General features: G+C 60.4%; 21 protein-coding genes. 1 reads left to right on the plus strand and 20 read right to left on the minus strand.

The window, feature by feature from the left end; translation table 11 throughout:
- Positions 1-197: 197 nt before the first annotated feature.
- The 18 genes from bamB to trmJ all read right to left on the minus strand — a co-directional run bounded on the left by bamB (position 198) and on the right by trmJ (position 15,398).
- Positions 198-1,349 (minus strand): outer membrane protein assembly factor BamB, encoded by a 1,152-nt coding sequence (bamB, locus tag INT12_RS01035; protein WP_104904504.1) that lies wholly within the window; start codon positions 1,347-1,349, stop codon positions 198-200.
- Positions 1,342-1,983 (minus strand): YfgM family protein, encoded by a 642-nt coding sequence (locus INT12_RS01040; RefSeq protein WP_017846173.1) that lies wholly within the window; start codon positions 1,981-1,983, stop codon positions 1,342-1,344. The genes bamB and INT12_RS01040 overlap by 8 nt, the downstream gene beginning before the upstream one ends.
- A 41-nt stretch (positions 1,984-2,024) precedes the next feature.
- Complete coding sequence (hisS, locus tag INT12_RS01045) at positions 2,025-3,314, minus strand: histidine--tRNA ligase (RefSeq protein WP_017846174.1); 1,290 nt, start codon at positions 3,312-3,314, stop codon at positions 2,025-2,027.
- Between the two features lie 23 nt (positions 3,315-3,337).
- Entirely contained in the window at positions 3,338-4,447 is a 1,110-nt protein-coding gene (gene ispG, locus INT12_RS01050) for a flavodoxin-dependent (E)-4-hydroxy-3-methylbut-2-enyl-diphosphate synthase (RefSeq protein ID WP_017846175.1), read from the minus strand.
- A 2-nt stretch (positions 4,448-4,449) separates the two neighbouring features.
- Positions 4,450-5,475: a helix-turn-helix domain-containing protein gene (locus INT12_RS01055; RefSeq protein WP_017846176.1), complete on the minus strand. Its 1,026-nt coding sequence runs from the start codon at positions 5,473-5,475 to the stop codon at positions 4,450-4,452.
- Positions 5,475-6,233, minus strand: coding sequence for a type IV pilus biogenesis/stability protein PilW (gene pilW / locus INT12_RS01060; protein ID WP_046382178.1), 759 nt, complete (start codon positions 6,231-6,233; stop codon positions 5,475-5,477). Before pilW ends, INT12_RS01055 begins: the two co-directional genes overlap by 1 nt.
- Positions 6,234-6,245: 12 nt before the next feature.
- Complete coding sequence (gene rlmN, locus INT12_RS01065; protein ID WP_017846178.1) at positions 6,246-7,394, minus strand: 23S rRNA (adenine(2503)-C(2))-methyltransferase RlmN; 1,149 nt, start codon at positions 7,392-7,394, stop codon at positions 6,246-6,248.
- A 28-nt stretch (positions 7,395-7,422) separates the two neighbouring features.
- Positions 7,423-7,848 carry a nucleoside-diphosphate kinase gene (ndk, locus tag INT12_RS01070; protein ID WP_017846179.1) on the minus strand — a complete coding sequence of 142 codons (426 nt, stop codon included), beginning with the start codon at positions 7,846-7,848 and terminating at the stop codon, positions 7,423-7,425.
- Positions 7,849-7,939: 91 nt separating this feature from the next.
- Positions 7,940-8,140 carry a Fe-S cluster assembly protein IscX gene (gene iscX, locus INT12_RS01075; protein WP_017846180.1) on the minus strand — a complete coding sequence of 67 codons (201 nt, stop codon included), beginning with the start codon at positions 8,138-8,140 and terminating at the stop codon, positions 7,940-7,942.
- A 14-nt stretch (positions 8,141-8,154) separates the two neighbouring features.
- A complete protein-coding gene (fdx, locus tag INT12_RS01080; protein WP_104904502.1) occupies positions 8,155-8,496 on the minus strand; it encodes an ISC system 2Fe-2S type ferredoxin in 342 nt (113 codons plus the stop codon).
- Between the two features lie 3 nt (positions 8,497-8,499).
- Positions 8,500-10,362, minus strand: a complete 1,863-nt coding sequence (gene hscA, locus INT12_RS01085; protein WP_193039571.1) for a Fe-S protein assembly chaperone HscA — start codon at positions 10,360-10,362, stop codon at positions 8,500-8,502.
- Between the two features lie 51 nt (positions 10,363-10,413).
- A complete protein-coding gene (gene hscB, locus INT12_RS01090; protein ID WP_046382174.1) occupies positions 10,414-10,935 on the minus strand; it encodes a co-chaperone HscB in 522 nt (173 codons plus the stop codon).
- A gap of 8 nt (positions 10,936-10,943) precedes the next feature.
- The gene (gene iscA / locus INT12_RS01095; protein ID WP_010565230.1) at positions 10,944-11,267 is read right to left on the minus strand and encodes an iron-sulfur cluster assembly protein IscA; all 324 of its coding nucleotides are present in this window, start codon (positions 11,265-11,267) and stop codon (positions 10,944-10,946) included.
- A 29-nt stretch (positions 11,268-11,296) separates the two neighbouring features.
- Positions 11,297-11,683 carry a Fe-S cluster assembly scaffold IscU gene (gene iscU / locus INT12_RS01100; protein WP_003443374.1) on the minus strand — a complete coding sequence of 129 codons (387 nt, stop codon included), beginning with the start codon at positions 11,681-11,683 and terminating at the stop codon, positions 11,297-11,299.
- A gap of 99 nt (positions 11,684-11,782) precedes the next feature.
- The gene (locus tag INT12_RS01105) at positions 11,783-12,997 is read right to left on the minus strand and encodes an IscS subfamily cysteine desulfurase (RefSeq protein ID WP_017846184.1); all 1,215 of its coding nucleotides are present in this window, start codon (positions 12,995-12,997) and stop codon (positions 11,783-11,785) included.
- 50 nt (positions 12,998-13,047) lie between these two features.
- On the minus strand, positions 13,048-13,539 hold the full coding sequence (iscR, locus tag INT12_RS01110; protein WP_122763850.1) for a Fe-S cluster assembly transcriptional regulator IscR: 492 nt from the start codon (positions 13,537-13,539) through the stop codon (positions 13,048-13,050).
- A gap of 303 nt (positions 13,540-13,842) precedes the next feature.
- Positions 13,843-14,625 (minus strand): serine O-acetyltransferase, encoded by a 783-nt coding sequence (cysE, locus tag INT12_RS01115; RefSeq protein ID WP_046382172.1) that lies wholly within the window; start codon positions 14,623-14,625, stop codon positions 13,843-13,845.
- A 2-nt stretch (positions 14,626-14,627) separates the two neighbouring features.
- Positions 14,628-15,398: a tRNA (cytosine(32)/uridine(32)-2'-O)-methyltransferase TrmJ gene (trmJ, locus tag INT12_RS01120; RefSeq protein WP_003210307.1), complete on the minus strand. Its 771-nt coding sequence runs from the start codon at positions 15,396-15,398 to the stop codon at positions 14,628-14,630.
- Between the two features lie 145 nt (positions 15,399-15,543).
- Between trmJ and suhB the strand changes: the two genes are divergently transcribed.
- Complete coding sequence (gene suhB, locus INT12_RS01125; protein WP_017846186.1) at positions 15,544-16,359, plus strand: inositol-phosphate phosphatase; 816 nt, start codon at positions 15,544-15,546, stop codon at positions 16,357-16,359.
- Between the two features lie 203 nt (positions 16,360-16,562).
- Here the strand turns inward: suhB and INT12_RS01130 are convergent, their stop codons facing one another.
- Together INT12_RS01130 and secF are read right to left on the minus strand one after the other, a co-directional pair.
- Positions 16,563-17,105 (minus strand): glycine zipper 2TM domain-containing protein, encoded by a 543-nt coding sequence (locus INT12_RS01130; RefSeq protein ID WP_053257883.1) that lies wholly within the window; start codon positions 17,103-17,105, stop codon positions 16,563-16,565.
- 124 nt (positions 17,106-17,229) lie between these two features.
- Positions 17,230-18,144 carry a protein translocase subunit SecF gene (gene secF / locus INT12_RS01135; protein WP_017846188.1) on the minus strand — a complete coding sequence of 305 codons (915 nt, stop codon included), beginning with the start codon at positions 18,142-18,144 and terminating at the stop codon, positions 17,230-17,232.

Here is an 18,144-nt window from a genome sequence, read left to right on the forward strand (position 1 = left end):
CGGGGCGGCATTTGAAATGCCACATACCCTGCCCGACACTGGTTCCTGTAGGAGCGAGCTTGCTCGCGAAAAACCTGAGGACGCCGCGTTGATCCAGAAACCCGCGTGAGCGTTGACGTCCTTCGCGAGCAAGCTCGCTCCTACATTAAGCAATGAAGCAGGGCCGCCTGGGGGTAACCCCAAGCATAGTCAAACCTTTACTTGATGGTCAGGGCTTCCAGCTTGCCGCTGTTGCCAAACACATAAAGCATGTTACCCACGACCAGCGGACGAGCACGCAGGCCGTCGCTGTCGATGCGCTCGCGACCCACAAAGCGACCGTCTACCTGGCTCAGCAGGTGCAGGTAGCCTTCGAAGTCGCCTACCACTACGTAGCTGGAGAACACTTCCGGTGCCGACAGTTGACGGCGGGCCAGAGAGTCGTTGCTCCACAGCGCAGTGGTGGAACGTTCGTCGACACTTTCAACGGTGCCGGACGACAGGCTTACGTAGACGCTGCCAAACCCTTGGGCGACACCGGCGTAGCTGGAAGCATCACGCTGCCAGTTGACGCGGCCGCTTTGCAGGTCCAGTGCCGCGACACGGCCCTGGTAGGTAGCGACGTAGAGGGTTTCGCCGGACAGCAGCAAGCCACCGTCGATGTCGACGACACGATCCAGTTCCGAACGACCTTGCGGGATCGCCACACGCGTTTCCCAGATCGGCACGCCGTTCTGGGTATTCAGGGCGACCACTTTACCGGTCGACAGTCCCGCAACGGCCAGATTATTGGTCACAACCGGACCACTGGTACCGCGCAGGGTCAGCACCGCAGGGGTGCTGTCGTACAACCAGCGCTGGGCGCCAGTGCTGGCGTCGAGGCCGATCACACGGTCGTCCTGGGTTTGCACCACGACGATGTCGCCGTTGGTGGCAGGCGGTGCGAGGACTTCACTGGTCACGCGAGCGCGCCATTTCTCTTCACCGGTGCTGGAGTCCAGCGCCACGACTTCGCCCTTGAGCGTGCCGAGCATGACCATGCCGTAACCCACGCCGACGGCGCCGGATACAGGCAGTTCGAGGTCTTTCTTCCACTTCACGTCGCCGTTCATGCGATCCATGGAGATCACCACGCCGGTCACGTCAGCGGCCACAATGTTGTCACCGTCGATTGCCGGTACCAACATGTTGTAGGTTTCGCCCTGACCGTCACCGATGGAGCGGCTCCACTGCTTTTGCAGGACCACTTCTTCCTTGAAGCTGGTCAGCTCGGCCGGAGGCAGTTCTTTTTTACTGTTGCTGCTGCAACCCGCGGCCAGAACGGCCAGAGCCAGCAATGCTGCATGTTTCCAACGGATCACGTCACGCATCCCCTTTGGCCAAGTCGTCGAGCTTGATTTGTAAGCCACCGACCGCCGCTTCATCAGACAGCGCCGCCTTGGCTTTTTGGTACGCAGCATTGGCTTCGTCGGTACGACCCAATTGGACCAACAGGTCACCCTTGAGCTCTTCGCGAGTGGCTACAAATGCCTTGTCAGCGTCGCCGTCGAGCAGTTTGAGTGCTTCGTCGGCCTTGTTCTGTGCCGCCAATACCTGAGCCAGGCGCTGACGTGCGATTTCACCCAGGGTCGGGTTGGTCGGCTTGTCGGCGATGGCCTTCAGTTCGGCGACGGCGTCATCCAGCTTGCCGGTGTCGACCGCGACTTTCGCGACGAACAGGCTGCCGTATTGGGCGTAGGTGCTACCGCCAAATTCGCTCTTGAGCTTGCCGGCCAGGTCTGCCACTTGCGCAGGATCGGGCTTGCCGCTCGGCGTCAGCGTGCTTTCCAGCAATTGCTGATAGAGGATCGAGGCGCCCTGGGACTGGTTGGCCTGATACTTGTGCCAGGCTTGCCAGCCGAACACCACCACTAAAGCCAGCAGGCCGCCGGTAACCAGGGGCTTGCCGTTACGCTGCCACCAGTCCTTGAACTCGGCCAGCTGCTCATCATCAGTACTCGACACCCCAACACTCCTTAATCGCTAAATTCGGCTGTTCGACAGCTTCAACCCTGCACGACGCAGGTGGCCAAGTGCGCGGCGAGCGCATCAAAGGCAATGTTCTGTTGCTCGCCCTGGCCACGCAGGGGTTTGAAACCTATCACTTGCTGGGCCAATTCGTCATCGCCGAGGATCAGTGCGTACAGCGCACCGCTCTTGTCGGCCTTCTTGAACTGGCTCTTGAAGCTGCCGGCGCCGGCATTGATCTGCAGGCGCAGGTTCGGCAACTGGTCGCGCACTTTTTCGCTCAGGGCCAGGGCAGCCAGTTCGGCGGCCTCGCCAAATGCGCACAGGTACACGTCCACCTGACGGGAGATTTCTTCCGGAACCTGTTCCAGGGTTTCCAGCAGCAGGATCAGGCGCTCGATACCCATGGCAAAACCCACGCCGGGAGTCGGCTTGCCGCCCATCTGCTCGACCAGGCCGTCATAACGGCCACCGGCACACACGGTGCCCTGGGCGCCGAGCTTGTCGGTGACCCACTCGAACACGGTCTTGCTGTAGTAGTCGAGGCCGCGCACCAGTTTCGGGTTGATCACGTAAGGAATCCCGGCGGCTTCCAGGCGCGCCTTGAGCCCCTCGAAGTGGGTGCGGGATTCGTCGTCCAGGTAATCAGCCATCTTCGGCGCATTGACCAGCACGGCCTGCGTGTCGGCGTTCTTGGTATCGAGGACGCGCAACGGGTTGGTTTTCAGACGGCGCTGGCTGTCTTCGTCCAACTTGTCCAGGTGGGCAGACAGGTACTCGACCAGGGCGACGCGATAGCGGCCCCGGGACTCACTGGTGCCCAGGCTGTTGAGTTCAAGCTTGACCGCATCGCGGATGCCCAGCAGGCCCCACAGGCGCCAGGTCAGCACGATCAGTTCGGCGTCGATGTCCGGACCGTCGAGGTTGAACACTTCCAGGCCGATCTGGTGGAACTGGCGATAACGGCCTTTCTGCGGGCGCTCGTGGCGGAACATCGGCCCGATGTACCACAGCTTCTGCGGCTGGCCACCGCCGGTGAGGCCATGCTCGAGCACGGCGCGCACGCACGCGGCGGTGCCTTCCGGACGCAAGGTCAGGGAATCACCGTTGCGGTCTTCGAAGGTGTACATCTCTTTTTCGACGATGTCGGTCACTTCACCGATGGAGCGCTTGAACAGCTCGGTGAACTCGACGATCGGCATACGGATCTGTTTGTAACCGTAGTTATCCAGCAGACGCGCAACGGTGTTCTCGAAGTAGCGCCACAGCGGCGTCTGCTCCGGAAGGATGTCGTTCATGCCACGAATGGCTTGCAGAGACTTGCTCACATCTATTCCTTAAATTCGCTGGATCAGCCGCGCGCGATAACTGCAGCGTCAGCCTCGACCTTTTCGGCCGCTTTCTGGCGGATCAGTCTTTCGAGCTCATCCACCAGATTGTCATTCGTCAGTTTCTGCGACGGCTTGCCGTCGATGTAAATCAGGTTCGGCGTGCCGCCGGTCAAGCCGATATGGGCTTCCTTGGCTTCACCCGGCCCGTTGACCACACAACCGATCACCGCGACATCCAGCGGCACCAGCAAGTCTTCGAGGCGCCCTTCCAGTTCGTTCATGGTTTTCACCACGTCGAAGTTCTGCCGCGAGCAGCTCGGGCAGGCAATGAAGTTGATGCCACGGGAACGCAAATGCAGGGATTTGAGAATGTCGTAACCGACCTTCACTTCCTCTACCGGGTCTGCCGCCAGGGAGATGCGGATAGTATCGCCAATCCCTTCGGCGAGCAGCATACCGAGACCCACCGCAGATTTCACTGTGCCTGAGCGCAAACCGCCCGCTTCAGTGATACCCAGGTGCAGCGGCTGCACGATTTCCTTGGCCAGCAGGCGGTAGGCTTCTACCGCCATGAACACGTCGGAGGCCTTTACGCTGACCTTGAAGTCCTGGAAGTTCAGACGCTCAAGGTGTTCAACGTGGCGCAGCGCCGATTCAACCAGCGCGGCCGGGGTCGGCTCGCCGTATTTTTTTTGCAGGTCTTTTTCCAGGGAACCGGCGTTGACGCCGATGCGGATCGGAATCCCGCGATCACGGGCAGCATCCACCACCGCGCGTACACGGTCTTCGCGACCGATGTTGCCCGGGTTGATGCGCAGGCAATCGACGCCCAGTTCGGCCACGCGCAAAGCGATCCGGTAGTCGAAGTGGATGTCGGCAACCAGCGGCACCTTGACCAGTTGCTTGATGCGGCCGAAGGCTTCGGCGGCATCCATATCCGGTACGGAAACCCGCACGATGTCGACGCCGGCGGCTTCCAGACGGTTGATCTGGGCGACGGTGGCAGCAACATCGTTGGTGTCGCTGTTGGTCATGCTCTGTACCGCGATGGGGGCGTCGCCACCCACCGGCACCGAGCCGACCCAGATCTTGCGCGATACGCGACGTTTGATTGGAGATTCGCCGTGCATGACTATTGTCCCAACTTCAGGCGAGCAGTTTCGCCACTGGTGAACGGCGCTACGTCGACAGGCTGGCCGTTGTAGGCCACTTGCGCGCCACGGGCAAAGCCCAGACGCAGCGTCAAAGGAGGCTTGCCGCCCTGGTCGAGCGTATCTCCCTTACGCTTCAGACCGCTAAACAGCACTTTGCCGTTGCCATCGCTGAGTTGCGTCCAGCAGTCAGCAATGAAGGTAATTTGTACGTGCCCGTCACCGGCGATCAACGCGGGGGTGGTCGGCGGCGAAATCGCGGGAGCCGTCGGGGCGGCGGCAGGCGCTGGCGCCTGCACGGGAGCGACCGGGGCGGTGGCTTGCGCCACAGGCGCCGCCGGAGTGTGCGCCGGTGCAGCCGGTACGACTGGGGCGTGCGCCGGTACGGCTGGAGCCGGCACCGCAGCAGTAGTGGCCGCCGGGGCCGATTCCGCCGCGGGTTGCTCGGCCGTCACTGGCGCTTCGGGCGCAGCCTGGCCTTCGGCGACAGCCTGGTCTTCCGGCTCGTCCAACGGGTGAATCTGCGTGGTGCCGTCGGCGCTTTCGACTTCGACGTGCTCCATGGCGTTGCTGGTCAGGTCCTTGGTGCGCTGGGAGGCCTGGTCCTGCCACCAGACGAAACCGCCACCAATCACGGCGATCAGCAGCAACAGGCTGACGATGCGCAGGATCGTGTGGGACACCCGCACCGGCTCTTCGATGCGCCCCAGGCCATGGACGTTGCTGCCCTGGGAGTCGGTGCCGGTGACCTGGTCGAATTGCTGGACCAAGATGGCCTGGTCGATACCCAACAATTTGGCGTAGGCGCGAATATAGCCGCGGGCGAAGGTATGCCCAGGCAGCTTGTCGAACGCGCCGGCTTCCAGGTTGCCCAGTGACGTGGTGGTCAAATTGAGCTTGAGGGCCACTTCCGCCAGCGACCAACCATTGCTTTCGCGGGCCTGACGCAAGGTGTCGCCTGGGTTTACGCGATTAGCTGCTACAACTTCCGGGTGCGCCGCTTTCATCATTGCTCCGACAGGTATTGCTGATATTCCGGCGTACCGGGATAGAGTCGTTCGAGTTGCTGGCCATAACGTGCGGCCGTGTCGCGTTCTTCATGAACCGTCGCCAGGCGCACACCGAGCAATAGACTACGTGCATTTTGCCCGCTGAGCAGGCTAAAACGTTCGTAATAGTCACGTGCCGGCACATAATGCCTGTCTTCGTAAGACAACTCAGCCATTTCGAGCAAGGCGCGAGGCTGGCGACTGTTCAGGTGCAGGGCTTTTTCCAGGTGTTGGCGCGCGATGTCACGCTGGCCGAGACGCTTGGAGGCCACCCCAAGGTTCTCGAACACGCGCGACCGCTCTGGGTAGAGGGTATCGGCGCTGGCTTGCTGGAAATAACGGGAAGCCTGGTCATAGCGTTTCTGCTCGAACAGGAAGCTGCCGTAGTTGTTCAGCAGCCGGGGATCGGCAGGACGGGAAGCCAGGGCCTTGCTGAAATACTGCTCGGCCAACTCAGGCTCGGCCTGGGCCTGGAACACCAGGGCGAGTGCGCCATTGGCCTCGGCATCGTCGCCGTCCAGTTCAAGGGCCTTTTTCAACGGCACCTTGGCCTGCTCGCTCATGCCCTGACGCAGGTAACCCAAGCCCAGTTGCACATAAGCCACTCGCGCCTCTTCGCGGCCCTTGCCGGTTTGCAAAGGGCTGTCATAGCCCGATGAAACACAACCGGTCGCAAGACCGGTAACAAGCAAAAGCAGCGCAAGGCGCAAGGGCATAGAGATCCTCTCTCAGGTTCGAGTCGCAGCGCTTTGCGGCACATCGTCGGCGGCGCTCAGTTCGCGCACGGCGATATAACGTTCGCTGCGACGGGTGCGATCCAGCACCTGTCCTACCAATTGGCCACAGGCGGCGTCGATGTCTTCACCACGGGTGGTACGCACGGTGACGTTGAAGCCGGCCTGGTGCAGTTGATCCTGGAAACGGCGGATGGCGTTGTTGCTCGGCCGCTCATAGCCAGAATGGGGAAACGGGTTGAACGGAATCAGGTTGATCTTGCACGGGATGTTCTTGAGCAACTCGATCATCTCGATCGCGTGTTCGACCTTGTCGTTGATGTCCTTGAGCAAGGTGTACTCGATGGTCAGCACGCGCTTTTCGCCCAGGGACGACATGTAGCGCTGGCAAGATTCAAGCAGCATCTTAAGCGGATACTTCTTGTTGATCGGCACCAATTGGTTACGCAATGCGTCATTGGGTGCGTGCAGCGACAATGCCAGGGAGACGTCGATGTGCTTGGACAGCTCATCGATCATCGGCACCACGCCGGAGGTCGACAGGGTCACACGGCGCTTGGAGATGCCGTAACCCAGGTCGTCCATCATCAGGTGCATGGCCGCGATCACGTTGTCGAAGTTCAGCAGCGGCTCACCCATGCCCATCATCACCACGTTGGTGATGGCACGGTCGACGGTCGCCGGGACGCTGCCAAAGGATTTGTTGGCAATCCACACCTGGCCGATGACTTCGGCGGCGGTGAGGTTGCTATTGAAGCCTTGCTTGCCGGTGGAGCAGAAACTGCAGTCCAGGGCACAGCCTGCCTGGGACGAAACGCACAAGGTGCCACGTTTGCCCTGGGGAATGTAGACGGTCTCGACGCAGCTGCCGGACGCCACGCGCACCACCCACTTACGGGTGCCGTCGCTGGAGATGTCCTCGCTGACAACTTCGGGACCACGGACCTCGGCAATAGCCTTGAGCTTGTCGCGCAGGGCCTTGCTGACGTTCGTCATGGCGTCGAAATCATCGACGCCAAAGTGGTGAATCCATTTCATTACCTGACCGGCACGGAAACGCTTCTCCCCGATCGAGTCGAAGAATTTTTCCATTTCCTGTTGAGTCAGACCCAGCAGGTTGGTTTTTACAGTCGATGTAGTCATGGATTCACCTTCACTCTTAAGCCAATGCTTAGCGAGTGGTTACTTCAGTAGCTGCGAAGAAGTACGAGATTTCGCGGGCAGCAGCGGCTTCGGAGTCCGAACCGTGTACAGCGTTGGCGTCGATGGAATCAGCGAAATCAGCACGGATGGTGCCGGCAGCTGCTTCTTTAGGGTTGGTAGCGCCCATCAGCTCACGGTTCAGAGCGATAGCGTTTTCGCCTTCCAGAACCTGAACGACAACAGGACCGGAGATCATGAAGGCAACCAGGTCGCCGAAGAAGCCACGAGCGCTGTGCTCAGCGTAGAAGCCTTCAGCTTCAGCCTTGGACAGTTGCTTGAGTTTCGAGGCTACAACCTTCAGGCCGGCCTTTTCGAAACGAGTGGTGATCTCGCCGATGACGTTTTTTGCAACAGCGTCAGGCTTGATGATGGAGAAAGTACGTTGAACAGCCATGGTGTAACTCCAGAAACGGTAATTTGCGAAAAATTAAACCCGCGAATTATACGCGGGTTCTTGGGTATTGCCTAACTGCGTAAAGGAGGCGTCAGTCCTGTTCTTCTTTCCAGGCAGTCTGGATCGCTTCCAGGACCTTTTCACCGCCGCGGTCGCGCTCATCGTCAAACCCAGGCAAAGCCATGACCATGTCACGCAAAGCGACAAAGTTCAGCGAGTAGGGATCCATATCCGGATTGCCATCGGCCAACAGGATAGCGATCTCTTGCACATCAACCCATTTAAGACTCATGACACTTCCTTGAATCAATGCGGTGCTTCGGCCGCATGGTTGAGCGAATATTTCGGAATTTCGACGGTGATGTCTTCGGTCCCGACCTTGGCCTGACAGCTTAGGCGAGAAGTCGGCTCCAGGCCCCAGGCACGGTCAAGAAAGTCTTCTTCCAACTCGTCAGCTTCTTCCAGAGAGTCGAAACCCTCGCGAATGATGCAGTGACAAGTGGTGCAAGCGCAGACACCGCCGCAGGCACTTTCGATCTCGATGTGGTTGTCATGGGCAACTTCGAGGATGGACTTGCCGGTCTCAGCCTCCACGACCATACCGTCCGGGCAATGCTCGGCGTGTGGCAGAAAAATGACCTGCGGCATCAATTATTCCTCAATTTCATTCAGGTTGCGGCCCGCCAGGGCGGCTTTTACCGTCTGGTTCATGCGGCGGGCAGCGAAGGCATCGGTCACTTGCGACAGGCGCTTGGTCTGCTGCTCGATGGCATAGCCATCGGAGCCTTTCATCAATTCGGCCAGTTCCTGCATCTGCAGGTCGATGACCATGCGTTCTTCGGCATCCAACAGGCGTTCGCCGTCGACATCCAGAGCGCCCTGCACCGCTTCGAGCAGGCGCTGGGCATCGACTTGCTGCTCGCGCAGCACGCGGGCGACCTTATCGTCACTGGCATACTGGAACGAATCCTTGAGCATCTTGGCGATTTCGCCGTCGGTCAGACCGTAGGACGGCTTGACCTGGATGCTGGCCTCAACGCCCGAGCCCAATTCACGCGCAGCCACGCTGAGCAGACCATCGGCGTCGACCTGGAAGGTCACGCGAATCTTCGCCGCGCCCGCGACCATCGCCGGGATACCGCGCAATTCAAAGCGCGCCAGGGAGCGGCAGTCGCTGATCAGCTCGCGCTCGCCCTGCAGCACATGAATCATCATGGCCGTCTGGCCGTCTTTGTAGGTCGTGAAGTCCTGGGCGCGGGCGACGGGGATGGTGGTGTTGCGCGGAATCACCTTCTCCATCAGGCCGCCCATGGTTTCCAGGCCCAGGGACAGCGGAATCACGTCGAGCAGCAACAGTTCGCCACCGTCGCGCTTGTTGCCCGCCAGGGTATCGGCCTGGATCGCTGCACCAATGGCCACCACTTGATCCGGGTCGATTTCTGTCAGCGGCTGACGACCGAACGCTTCGGCAACGGCTTCGCGCACGCGCGGCACGCGGGTCGAACCACCGACCATGACCACGGCAGCCACGTCTTCAAGCTCTACGCCAGAGTCACGCACAGCGCGGCGACAGGCTTTGAGGCTGCGGGCGACCATCGGCTCGATCAGCGCATCGAAGGCTTCGCGGGTCAGTTTGGCCGACCAATTGCCGTAGGAAACGTCAACAGAGGCCGCGTCAGTCAGGGCTTCTTTGGCGGCGCAGGCGGTTTGCAGCAGATGGCGCTGCTCGCCCGGGTCCAGGTCATCGGACAAACCGGCACTGCTGATGATCCAGCGTGCGATCGCATGGTCGAAGTCATCGCCGCCCAGGGCGGTATCGCCGCCGGTGGCCAACACTTCGAAGACCCCGCCGGTCAGGCGCAGGATCGAAATATCAAAGGTACCGCCGCCCAGGTCGTAAATGGCGACCAGGCCTTCGGCCTGCTGGTCGAGGCCATAGGCCACGGCGGCCGCGGTCGGCTCGTTGAGCAGGCGCAGCACGTTCAGGCCGGCGAGTTTCGCCGCGTCCTTGGTCGCCTGGCGCTGGGCGTCGTCGAAATACGCCGGCACGGTGATCACCGCCCCCACCAGTTCGCCGCCCAGGGTGGTCTCTGCGCGCTGGCGCAGCACCTTGAGGATATCGGCCGACACTTCCACCGGGCTTTTCGGGCCCTGGACGGTGTCGATGAACGGCATGTGCGACTCGCCGCCGACAAAGCGGTACGGCAGTTGATCGCCCAATTGCTTGACGTCGGACAACCCACGACCCATCAAGCGCTTGACCGACAGCACGGTGTTCAACGGGTCGGTGGACGCCGCCAGCTTGGCCGACTCACCGACTTCAATGCGATCGGCGTGATAGCGCACCGCCGACGGCAGGATCACCTGGCCATCAGCATCGGGCAACGGCTCGGACAGGCCGCTGCGCAAGGCGGCGACCAGGGAATTGGTGGTGCCCAAGTCAATCCCGACCGCCAGGCGACGCTGGTGCGGTTGAGGACTTTGGCCGGGTTCGGCGATCTGCAGTAGGGCCATGGTAATCAGGTCTTATCTGTCTTTCAGGCGTGCAACAGGGGCAGCGCTGGGTTAATCGTCGAGGCGCTCTTCTAACTGGCGCACTTCGTAGGAGAGCTTGTCGAGGAACTGCATGCGCCGCATCAGGCGTTCGGCCTGCTCACGTTGCGCTGCATCGTCCCAACAGGCTGCGAAGCTTTCGTTGAGCTCATCCTGGGCCACTTTCAGACGCCGCTTGAAGACTGCGACACCCGCCAGATCGGCTTCGTCCTGCAAGTCTTCGAGTTCCTCGCGCCACTGCATCTGCTGCATCAGAAAGTCCGGATCATGCACCGTGACTTCCAGCGGCAACTCACCACCGTTCATCGCGAGCAGGTAACGCGCGCGCTTGGGGGGGCTTTTGAGGGTCTGATAGGCTTCGTTGAGGCTGGCCGACTGCTCCAGCGCCAGGCGCTGTTCACGCTCGGAAGCGTCGGCAAAGCGGTCCGGATGCACGCCACGCGCCAATTCACGGTAGCGCGTGGCAAGCTGCTCGAGGTCCAGCCGAAAGCTCGGTTGCAACTCGAATAAAGCGAAATGACAAGGAGTGCCCACAAGTAGCCTCAGATGTTGAAGCTTTCGCCGCAGCCACATTCACCGCGCACGTTGGGGTTGTTGAACTTGAAGCCTTCGTTCAACCCTTCCTTGACGAAATCGAGTTCGGTGCCGTCCAGGTAGGTCAGGCTTTTCGGGTCGATGATCACTTTCTCGCCGTGACTTTCGAACACCTGATCTTCCGCCACTACCTCGTCGACGAACTCCAGCACATAGGCAAGGCCGGAACAGCCCGTGGTGCGAACACCCAGACGAATCCCCTCACCTTTACCGCGCCCATCCAGGGAGCGTCGCACGTGCCGCGCAGCCGCTTCTGTCATGCTGATAGCCATCGTTGACTCCTTACTCGTCGCCAAATGCTTTAGATCAAGCCTTTCTTCTGCTTGTAGTCGCGAACGGCCGCCTTGATGGCGTCTTCTGCGAGTACGGAGCAGTGAATCTTCACTGGCGGCAAGGCCAGTTCTTCGGCCAGTTGAGTGTTCTTGATGGTCTCTGCTTCATCCAGAGTCTTGCCTTTCATCCACTCGGTCGCCAGGGAGCTGGAGGCGATGGCCGAACCGCAGCCGTAAGTCTTGAACTTGGCGTCTTCGATGATGCCTTGTTCGTTGACCTTGATCTGCAGGCGCATCACATCGCCGCACGCCGGAGCGCCGACCATGCCGGTGCCGACATCAGGGTCTTCCGCGTCCATCTTGCCGACGTTGCGCGGGTTTTCGTAGTGGTCGATGACCTTTTCGCTGTAAGCCATGGTACTGAATCCTCACTCATCAGGGCCGCTCTGGAACCCTGTAAAAACGTCTGCGTTTTCCGCCACGTTCCTACAGAGCTGGGGTGGCGGCTTCTATAGTTAGTGTGCCGCCCACTCGATCTTGGAAATGTCGATGCCGTCTTTGTACATGTCCCACAGCGGCGACAAGGTGCGCAGCTTGGTGACGGCCTCGCAGACTTTCTGCGCGGCGTAGTCGACTTCTTCTTCGGTGGTGAAACGGCCAAACGTAAAGCGGATCGAGCTGTGCGCCAGTTCGTCGTTGCGGCCCAGGGCGCGCAGCACGTAGGACGGCTCAAGGGAGGCCGAGGTGCAGGCCGAACCGGACGAAACCGCCAGGTCCTTGAGCGCCATGATCAGCGACTCGCCTTCGACGTAGTTGAAGCTCAAATTCAGGTTGTGCGGTACACGGGCAGTCATGCTGCCGTTGATGTACAGCTCTTCAAGGTTTTCGACCTGCTTGTAGAAGCGATCGCTCAGGCCCTTGATACGCACGTTTTCGGCAGCCATTTCTTCCTTGGCGATACGGAACGCTTCGCCCATGCCGACGATCTGGTGAGTCGCCAGGGTGCCCGAACGCATGCCGCGCTCGTGACCGCCGCCGTGCATGATGGCTTCGATGCGAACGCGAGGCTTGCGGCTCACGTACAGGGCGCCGATGCCTTTGGGGCCGTAGGTTTTGTGCGCCGAGAACGACATCAGGTCGACTTTCAGCTTCGACAGGTCGATGTCGACCTTGCCGGTGGACTGAGCCGCGTCGACGTGCAGCAACACACCTTTGGAGCGGGTCAGCTCGCCGATGGCCGCGATGTCGTTGATGGTGCCGATTTCGTTGTTCACGTGGATCACGGAAACCAGGATGGTGTCTTCACGCATGGCCGCTTCGATCATCGCCGGCGTCACAATACCGTCGGTGGTCGGCTCGATGTAGGTGACTTCGAACCCTTCACGCTCCAGTTGGCGCATGGTGTCGAGGACCGCCTTGTGCTCGATCTTGGTGGTGATCAGGTGCTTGCCTTTGGTCGCGTAGAAATGCGCGGCGCCCTTGATTGCCAGGTTGTCGGATTCGGTGGCGCCGGAGGTCCAGACGATTTCGCGTGGATCTGCACCCACCAGGTCGGCGACTTGGCGACGAGCGTTTTCAACCGCTTCTTCGGCTTTCCAGCCGAATACGTGGGAACGCGACGCCGGGTTGCCGAAGTTTCCGTCAACCAGCAGGCATTCGCTCATCTTTTGCGCGACACGCGGATCAACCGGGGTGGTCGCTGAGTAATCAAGGTAAATCGGCAATTTCATGGACTTTCTCCTAAATCAGGCTGGCTGGCGTGCCGTTAGCTCTTCGGCTGTCACTCGACGGCGGACGCTTCAATCTTGTCCAGACGCGGCACCTTGGTGTTGCAACGGCGCTGGTCCTGACGCTGGGCTACTTCTTGCACCTCACGGCGAGTCACAAGATCAGCCAAGCTGATACCACTCAAAAACTCATGGATCTGCAGGCTCAAGTCACACCACAAGTGGTGGGTCAGGCAGGTGTCGCCGGCATGGCAATCACCCAAACCCTGGCATTTGGTGGCATCGACGGATTCGTTGACCGCGTCGATCACCTGGGCCACCTGGATGCCCTGCATGTCGCGGGACAGTTGATAGCCGCCACCCGGCCCACGCACACTAGAGACCAGATTGCTGCGGCGCAATTTGGCGAACAGTTGCTCGAGGTAGGACAGGGAAATGCCTTGGCGCTCGGAGATATCGGCCAGGGACACCGGCCCAGTTTGCGCGTGCAAAGCCAAGTCAAGCATGGCGGTCACCGCGTATCGGCCTTTTGTAGTCAGTCTCATGGACAAGTACCAAGGTGTTTCAGAATGGGAGCAAGTATGCTATTCCCGAGTATTTAAGTCAACTATAAGACCTAGTACTTTAGTCAGGATTACCCGTAAAAAGGGCGCGCAAATAATAGCAGGATGGGGTGGGGACGAACAGAAGGAACAGCGGCCAAGCAGGAATTCCAAGACCAATGGAGAACAACCTGTGGAAGGGGGCTTGCTCCCGTTCGCGAAGGACCAGTCAATGTATGGGTGACTGCCCCACCGCTATCGGGAGCAAGCCCCTTCCCACAGGGGACTTTTGGTGATCGTGAGGCTTCAGCCGGCCTTGGTGGCGGCTTCGTCTTTGATCTCGGCGAAGTCCTCTTCGCGCAGCTCAGGCAGGTCTTTCGCACAATAGTTACTGCCCAATTCCTTCAGCGCGCCGCACATGCCATCCAGCTTGCCGTCTACCGCCTGCAGGTGGTCGAGCAACTGGCCGATGGCACGGGCCACCGGGTCGGGCATGTCTTCGCTGACGCCGTAGGCATCGAAGCCGATCTTCTCAGCCATGGCCTTGCGCTTGGCCTCCTGCTCATCGCCGACTTCCGGCTTGACGATGATGCGCCCCGGAATGCCGACCACGGTTGCGCCCGGCGGCACCGCCTTGGTCACCACCGCATTGGAGCCGACCTTGGCCCCTGCCCCCACGGTGAACGGACCCAGCACCTTGGCGCCCGCCCCGACCACTACACCGTTTTCCAGGGTCGGGTGACGCTTGCCCTTGTTCCAGCTGGTGCCGCCCAGGGTTACGCCCTGATACAGGGTCACGTCGTCACCGATTTCGGCGGTCTCGCCAATCACGATACCCATGCCGTGGTCGATAAAGAAGCGGCGGCCGACCTTGGCGCCCGGGTGGATCTCGATGCCGGTCAACCAGCGCCCAAAGTTGGACACCACCCGCGCCAGCCATTTCCAGCCCATGCCCCACAAGGCACCGGACAGGCGATGAATCCAGATCGCATGCATGCCCGGGTAGCAGGTCAGTACTTCAAAGGCGTTGCGCGCCGCCGGGTCACGGTGGAAAACACTCTGGATATCTTCTCGCAAACGCTCGAACATTTTTAATCCTTCCGCTTAAGAAGCTCGCCACGGGCCGCTTTCTGGGTTTCCGTGAGGATGCCACGCAATATATTCATTTCCGCCCGGCTGACCGAGCTGCGTCCGTACAGACGACGCAGGCGCGCCATCAAGTGCCGCGGTTTTTCCGGATCGAGGAATTCGATGGCCACCAGGGTTTGCTCCAGGTGTTCATAGAACCGCTCCAGCTCGTCCATGGTGGCCAACTCGCCACTCTTGGTCGACGCCACTTCATCCTTCTCAACCTTGCTCGGCTGCCCTTCAGCGGCCAGCCAGGCCATGCGTACTTCGTAACTCAACACCTGCACCGCCGCCCCGAGGTTCAGCGAGCTGAACTCCGGGTCTGATGGAATATGCACATGATAATGACATCGCTGCAGCTCTTCGTTGGTCAGGCCGGAGTCTTCACGGCCGAACACCAGGGCGATTTCAGCGCCGCCGGCGGCCTCTTCCACCACTTTGGTCCCGCATTCACGCGGATCGAGCAATGGCCAGGGGATGCGCCGGTCGCGGGCGCTGGTGCCGAGCACCAGGTTGCAGCCGACCAATGCGTCTTCCAAAGTGGCGACGACCTGGGCTTTTTCAAGGATGTCATTGGCGCCGGATGCGCGGGCATCGGCCTCGTGGTGCGGGAACACGCGCGGCTCGACCAGCACCAGGCGCGTCAGCCCCATGTTTTTCATGGCTCGCGCCACCCCGCCGATATTGCCGGGATGACTGGTATTGACCAAGACGACACGAATGTTTTGCAGCAAGGGAGGCGCTCTCGGACACGGGAAAGGGGAGCAAATCTTACAGAACAGCCTAAGGTTATGCCACGAAAGCTCACGCCGTCCTTCACCTGAAGAAAGTTTCTGCTAGAATGCTCGGCTTTCTTTAACAACCTTAGGTGACACATCCATGCAGCCCATGCTGAATATCGCGCTGCGCGCCGCCCGCAGCGCCAGTGAATTGATCTTCCGCTCCATCGAGCGCCTGGATACCATCAAGGTCGACGAAAAAGACGCCAAGGATTATGTATCCGAGGTGGATCGCGCCGCCGAACAGAAAATCATCGACGCCCTGCGCAAGGCCTACCCGACCCACGGCATTCTCGGCGAAGAAACCGGCCTGCACAAAGGCAGCGGCGAAGGCGAAGACTACCTGTGGATCATCGATCCACTGGATGGCACCACCAACTTCCTGCGCGGTATCCCGCACTTTGCCGTGAGCATTGCCTGCAAATACCGTGGCCGCCTGGAACACGCCGTTGTGCTGGACCCGGTTCGCCAGGAAGAATTCACCGCCAGCCGTGGCCGTGGCGCCCAGTTGAACGGTCGTCGCCTGCGCGTCAGCGGCCGCACCAGCCTGGACGGCGCCCTGCTGGGCACCGGCTTCCCATTCCGTGACGACCAGATGGACAACCTGGACAACTACCTGGGTATGTTCCGCGCCCTGGTTGGCCAGACCGCCGGCATCCGCCGCGCCGGTGCAGCCAGCCTGGACCTGGCCTACGTCGCCGCCGGTCGTTTCGATGCCTTCTGGGAATCGGGCCTGTCCGAGTGGGACATGGCAGCGGGCGCCCTGCTGATCCAAGAGGCCGGCGGCCTGGTGAGCGACTTCACCGGCGGGCATGACTTCCTGGAGAAAGGCCACGTGGTAGCCGGCAACACCAAATGCTTCAAGGCAGTGCTGACGGCGATCCAGCCGCACCTGCCGGCTTCGCTGAAGCGCTAAGCGAGCGAGCACAAAAAAGCACCCTTCGGTGCTTTTTTTATGCCTGGAATTTGGTGTGAGCTTAAATACCAGCAACACCACAAGCCAACTGTGGGAGGGGGGCTTGCCCCCGATAGCGGAGTTTCAGCTACAGATAGGCTGACTGACACACCGCCATCGGGGGCAAGCCCCCTCCCACATTGTGAACTGTGCCAGGCCCGGGGTTATTGCTGGTTCTGGCCGAGGATCAGACGCCCCTCTTTATCGACCGGGATCTGGCCGCCTGGGTCACGATCCATACGCACCGAACCTTCCTTGCCATCCAAGGTGTAACGCACGTCATAACCGACGACCTTGTCGCTGATGTCGTTGACGGTGTTACAACGGGTTTGCGTGGTGGTGTAGGTATCGCGGTTCTGCATACCCTCCTGCACCTTGTTACCGGCATAACCGCCACCGACCGCACCGGCCACGGTGGCCAGCTTCTTACCGTTACCGCCACCGACCTGGTTGCCCAACAGGCCACCGGCCAGCGCACCGACCACCGTACCGACGATCTGGTGTTGATCCTGCACCGGCTTCTGCCGGGTCACGGCGACGTCCTTGCAGACCTCGCGCGGGGTCTTAATCTGGGTTTTCACCGGCTGCACCGCCAGCACTTGCGCATACTCAGGGCCGCTTTTTACCAGGCTGTAGGTGGCAACAGCACCCCCGGCAGTCACACCGACAGCACCCAATACCGCACCAACCAGTAACGACTTGTTCACGTTGAACCTCCTGACCATCACAAACGGACCGAAAGATCCGCGCTATACCCAGCCTTGGAGCAAAAAAAAAGGCGCGAGTTCAATACTCGCGCCTTCTTTGTAACAGCAGATCAACAACCACCCATCAAGGGCGGTCGTCGACCTCCTTGCCAGTCGCGGCCGGAGGGATCAGGTCTTCGCTGTTGAGGTTCAGCCAGATCAGCACCACGTTGGCGATGTAGATCGACGAGTAGGTGCCCGCCAGAACGCCGATAAACAGCGCCAGGGAGAAGCCCCACAGGTTATCGCCACCGAAGATCATCAGTGCTGCGATCGCCAGCAAGGTGGAGATCGACGTCGCCATGGTGCGCAACAGGGTCTGGGTGGTGGAGATGTTGATGTTCTCGATCAACGTCGCCTTGCGCAGTACGCGGAAGTTCTCGCGAACCCGGTCGAATACCACGATGGTGTCGTTGAGCGAGTAACCAATGATCGCCAGCACCGCGGCCAGCACAGTCAGGTCGAAGGTGATCTGGAAGTACGCCAGGATGCCCACGGTCACGACCACGTCGTGGATCAGCGAGACAATGGCGCCGACACCGAACTTCCACTGAAAGCGGAACGCCAGGTAGATCATGATGCCGACCAGCGCCATCAGCATGCCGAGGCCGCCCTGGTCGCGCAGCTCTTCACCCACTTGCGGGCCGACGAACTCGACGCGCTTGACCGCCGCCGGGTTATCACCGCCGACCTTCTGCAATGCCTCGGCAACCTGGTGACCCAGTTGCGGGTCTTCGCCCGGCATACGCACCAGCAGATCGGTGGTCGCACCAAAGCTCTGCACGATAGCTTCGTGATAGCCGGCCTTGACCAGCTCTTCGCGCACCTGAGTCACGTCGGCCGGCTTCTCGTAGGTCAGCTCGATGAGCGTACCGCCGGTGAAGTCCAGACCGTAGTTCAGGCCCTTATGGAACCAGCTGAACAACGCCAGAACGGTAAGGAGCACGGTGACGCCGAACGCAATATTGCGAACGCCCATGAAGTTGATTGTACGTAACAT

This window comes from Pseudomonas sp. K8, from assembly GCF_014889455.1.
GTDB classification, from domain to species: domain Bacteria; phylum Pseudomonadota; class Gammaproteobacteria; order Pseudomonadales; family Pseudomonadaceae; genus Aquipseudomonas; species Aquipseudomonas veronii.

Coding starts and splice junctions, on each gene's coding strand:
- bamB (WP_104904504.1), bottom strand. CDS start 1,349: ATGCGTGACGTGATCCGTTGGAAACATGCAGCATTGCTGGCTCTGGCC.
- ispG (WP_017846175.1), bottom strand. CDS start 4,447: ATGCACGGCGAATCTCCAATCAAACGTCGCGTATCGCGCAAGATCTGG.
- INT12_RS01055 (WP_017846176.1), bottom strand. CDS start 5,475: ATGAAAGCGGCGCACCCGGAAGTTGTAGCAGCTAATCGCGTAAACCCA.
- pilW (WP_046382178.1), bottom strand. CDS start 6,233: ATGCCCTTGCGCCTTGCGCTGCTTTTGCTTGTTACCGGTCTTGCGACC.
- rlmN (WP_017846178.1), bottom strand. CDS start 7,394: ATGACTACATCGACTGTAAAAACCAACCTGCTGGGTCTGACTCAACAG.
- ndk (WP_017846179.1), bottom strand. CDS start 7,848: ATGGCTGTTCAACGTACTTTCTCCATCATCAAGCCTGACGCTGTTGCA.
- iscX (WP_017846180.1), bottom strand. CDS start 8,140: ATGAGTCTTAAATGGGTTGATGTGCAAGAGATCGCTATCCTGTTGGCC.
- fdx (WP_104904502.1), bottom strand. CDS start 8,496: ATGCCGCAGGTCATTTTTCTGCCACACGCCGAGCATTGCCCGGACGGT.
- hscA (WP_193039571.1), bottom strand. CDS start 10,362: ATGGCCCTACTGCAGATCGCCGAACCCGGCCAAAGTCCTCAACCGCAC.
- iscA (WP_010565230.1), bottom strand. CDS start 11,267: ATGGCTATCAGCATGACAGAAGCGGCTGCGCGGCACGTGCGACGCTCC.
- iscU (WP_003443374.1), bottom strand. CDS start 11,683: ATGGCTTACAGCGAAAAGGTCATCGACCACTACGAAAACCCGCGCAAC.
- INT12_RS01105 (WP_017846184.1), bottom strand. CDS start 12,997: ATGAAATTGCCGATTTACCTTGATTACTCAGCGACCACCCCGGTTGAT.
- iscR (WP_122763850.1), bottom strand. CDS start 13,539: ATGAGACTGACTACAAAAGGCCGATACGCGGTGACCGCCATGCTTGAC.
- cysE (WP_046382172.1), bottom strand. CDS start 14,625: ATGTTCGAGCGTTTGCGAGAAGATATCCAGAGTGTTTTCCACCGTGAC.
- suhB (WP_017846186.1), top strand. CDS start 15,544: ATGCAGCCCATGCTGAATATCGCGCTGCGCGCCGCCCGCAGCGCCAGT.
- secF (WP_017846188.1), bottom strand. CDS start 18,144: ATGTTACGTACAATCAACTTCATGGGCGTTCGCAATATTGCGTTCGGC.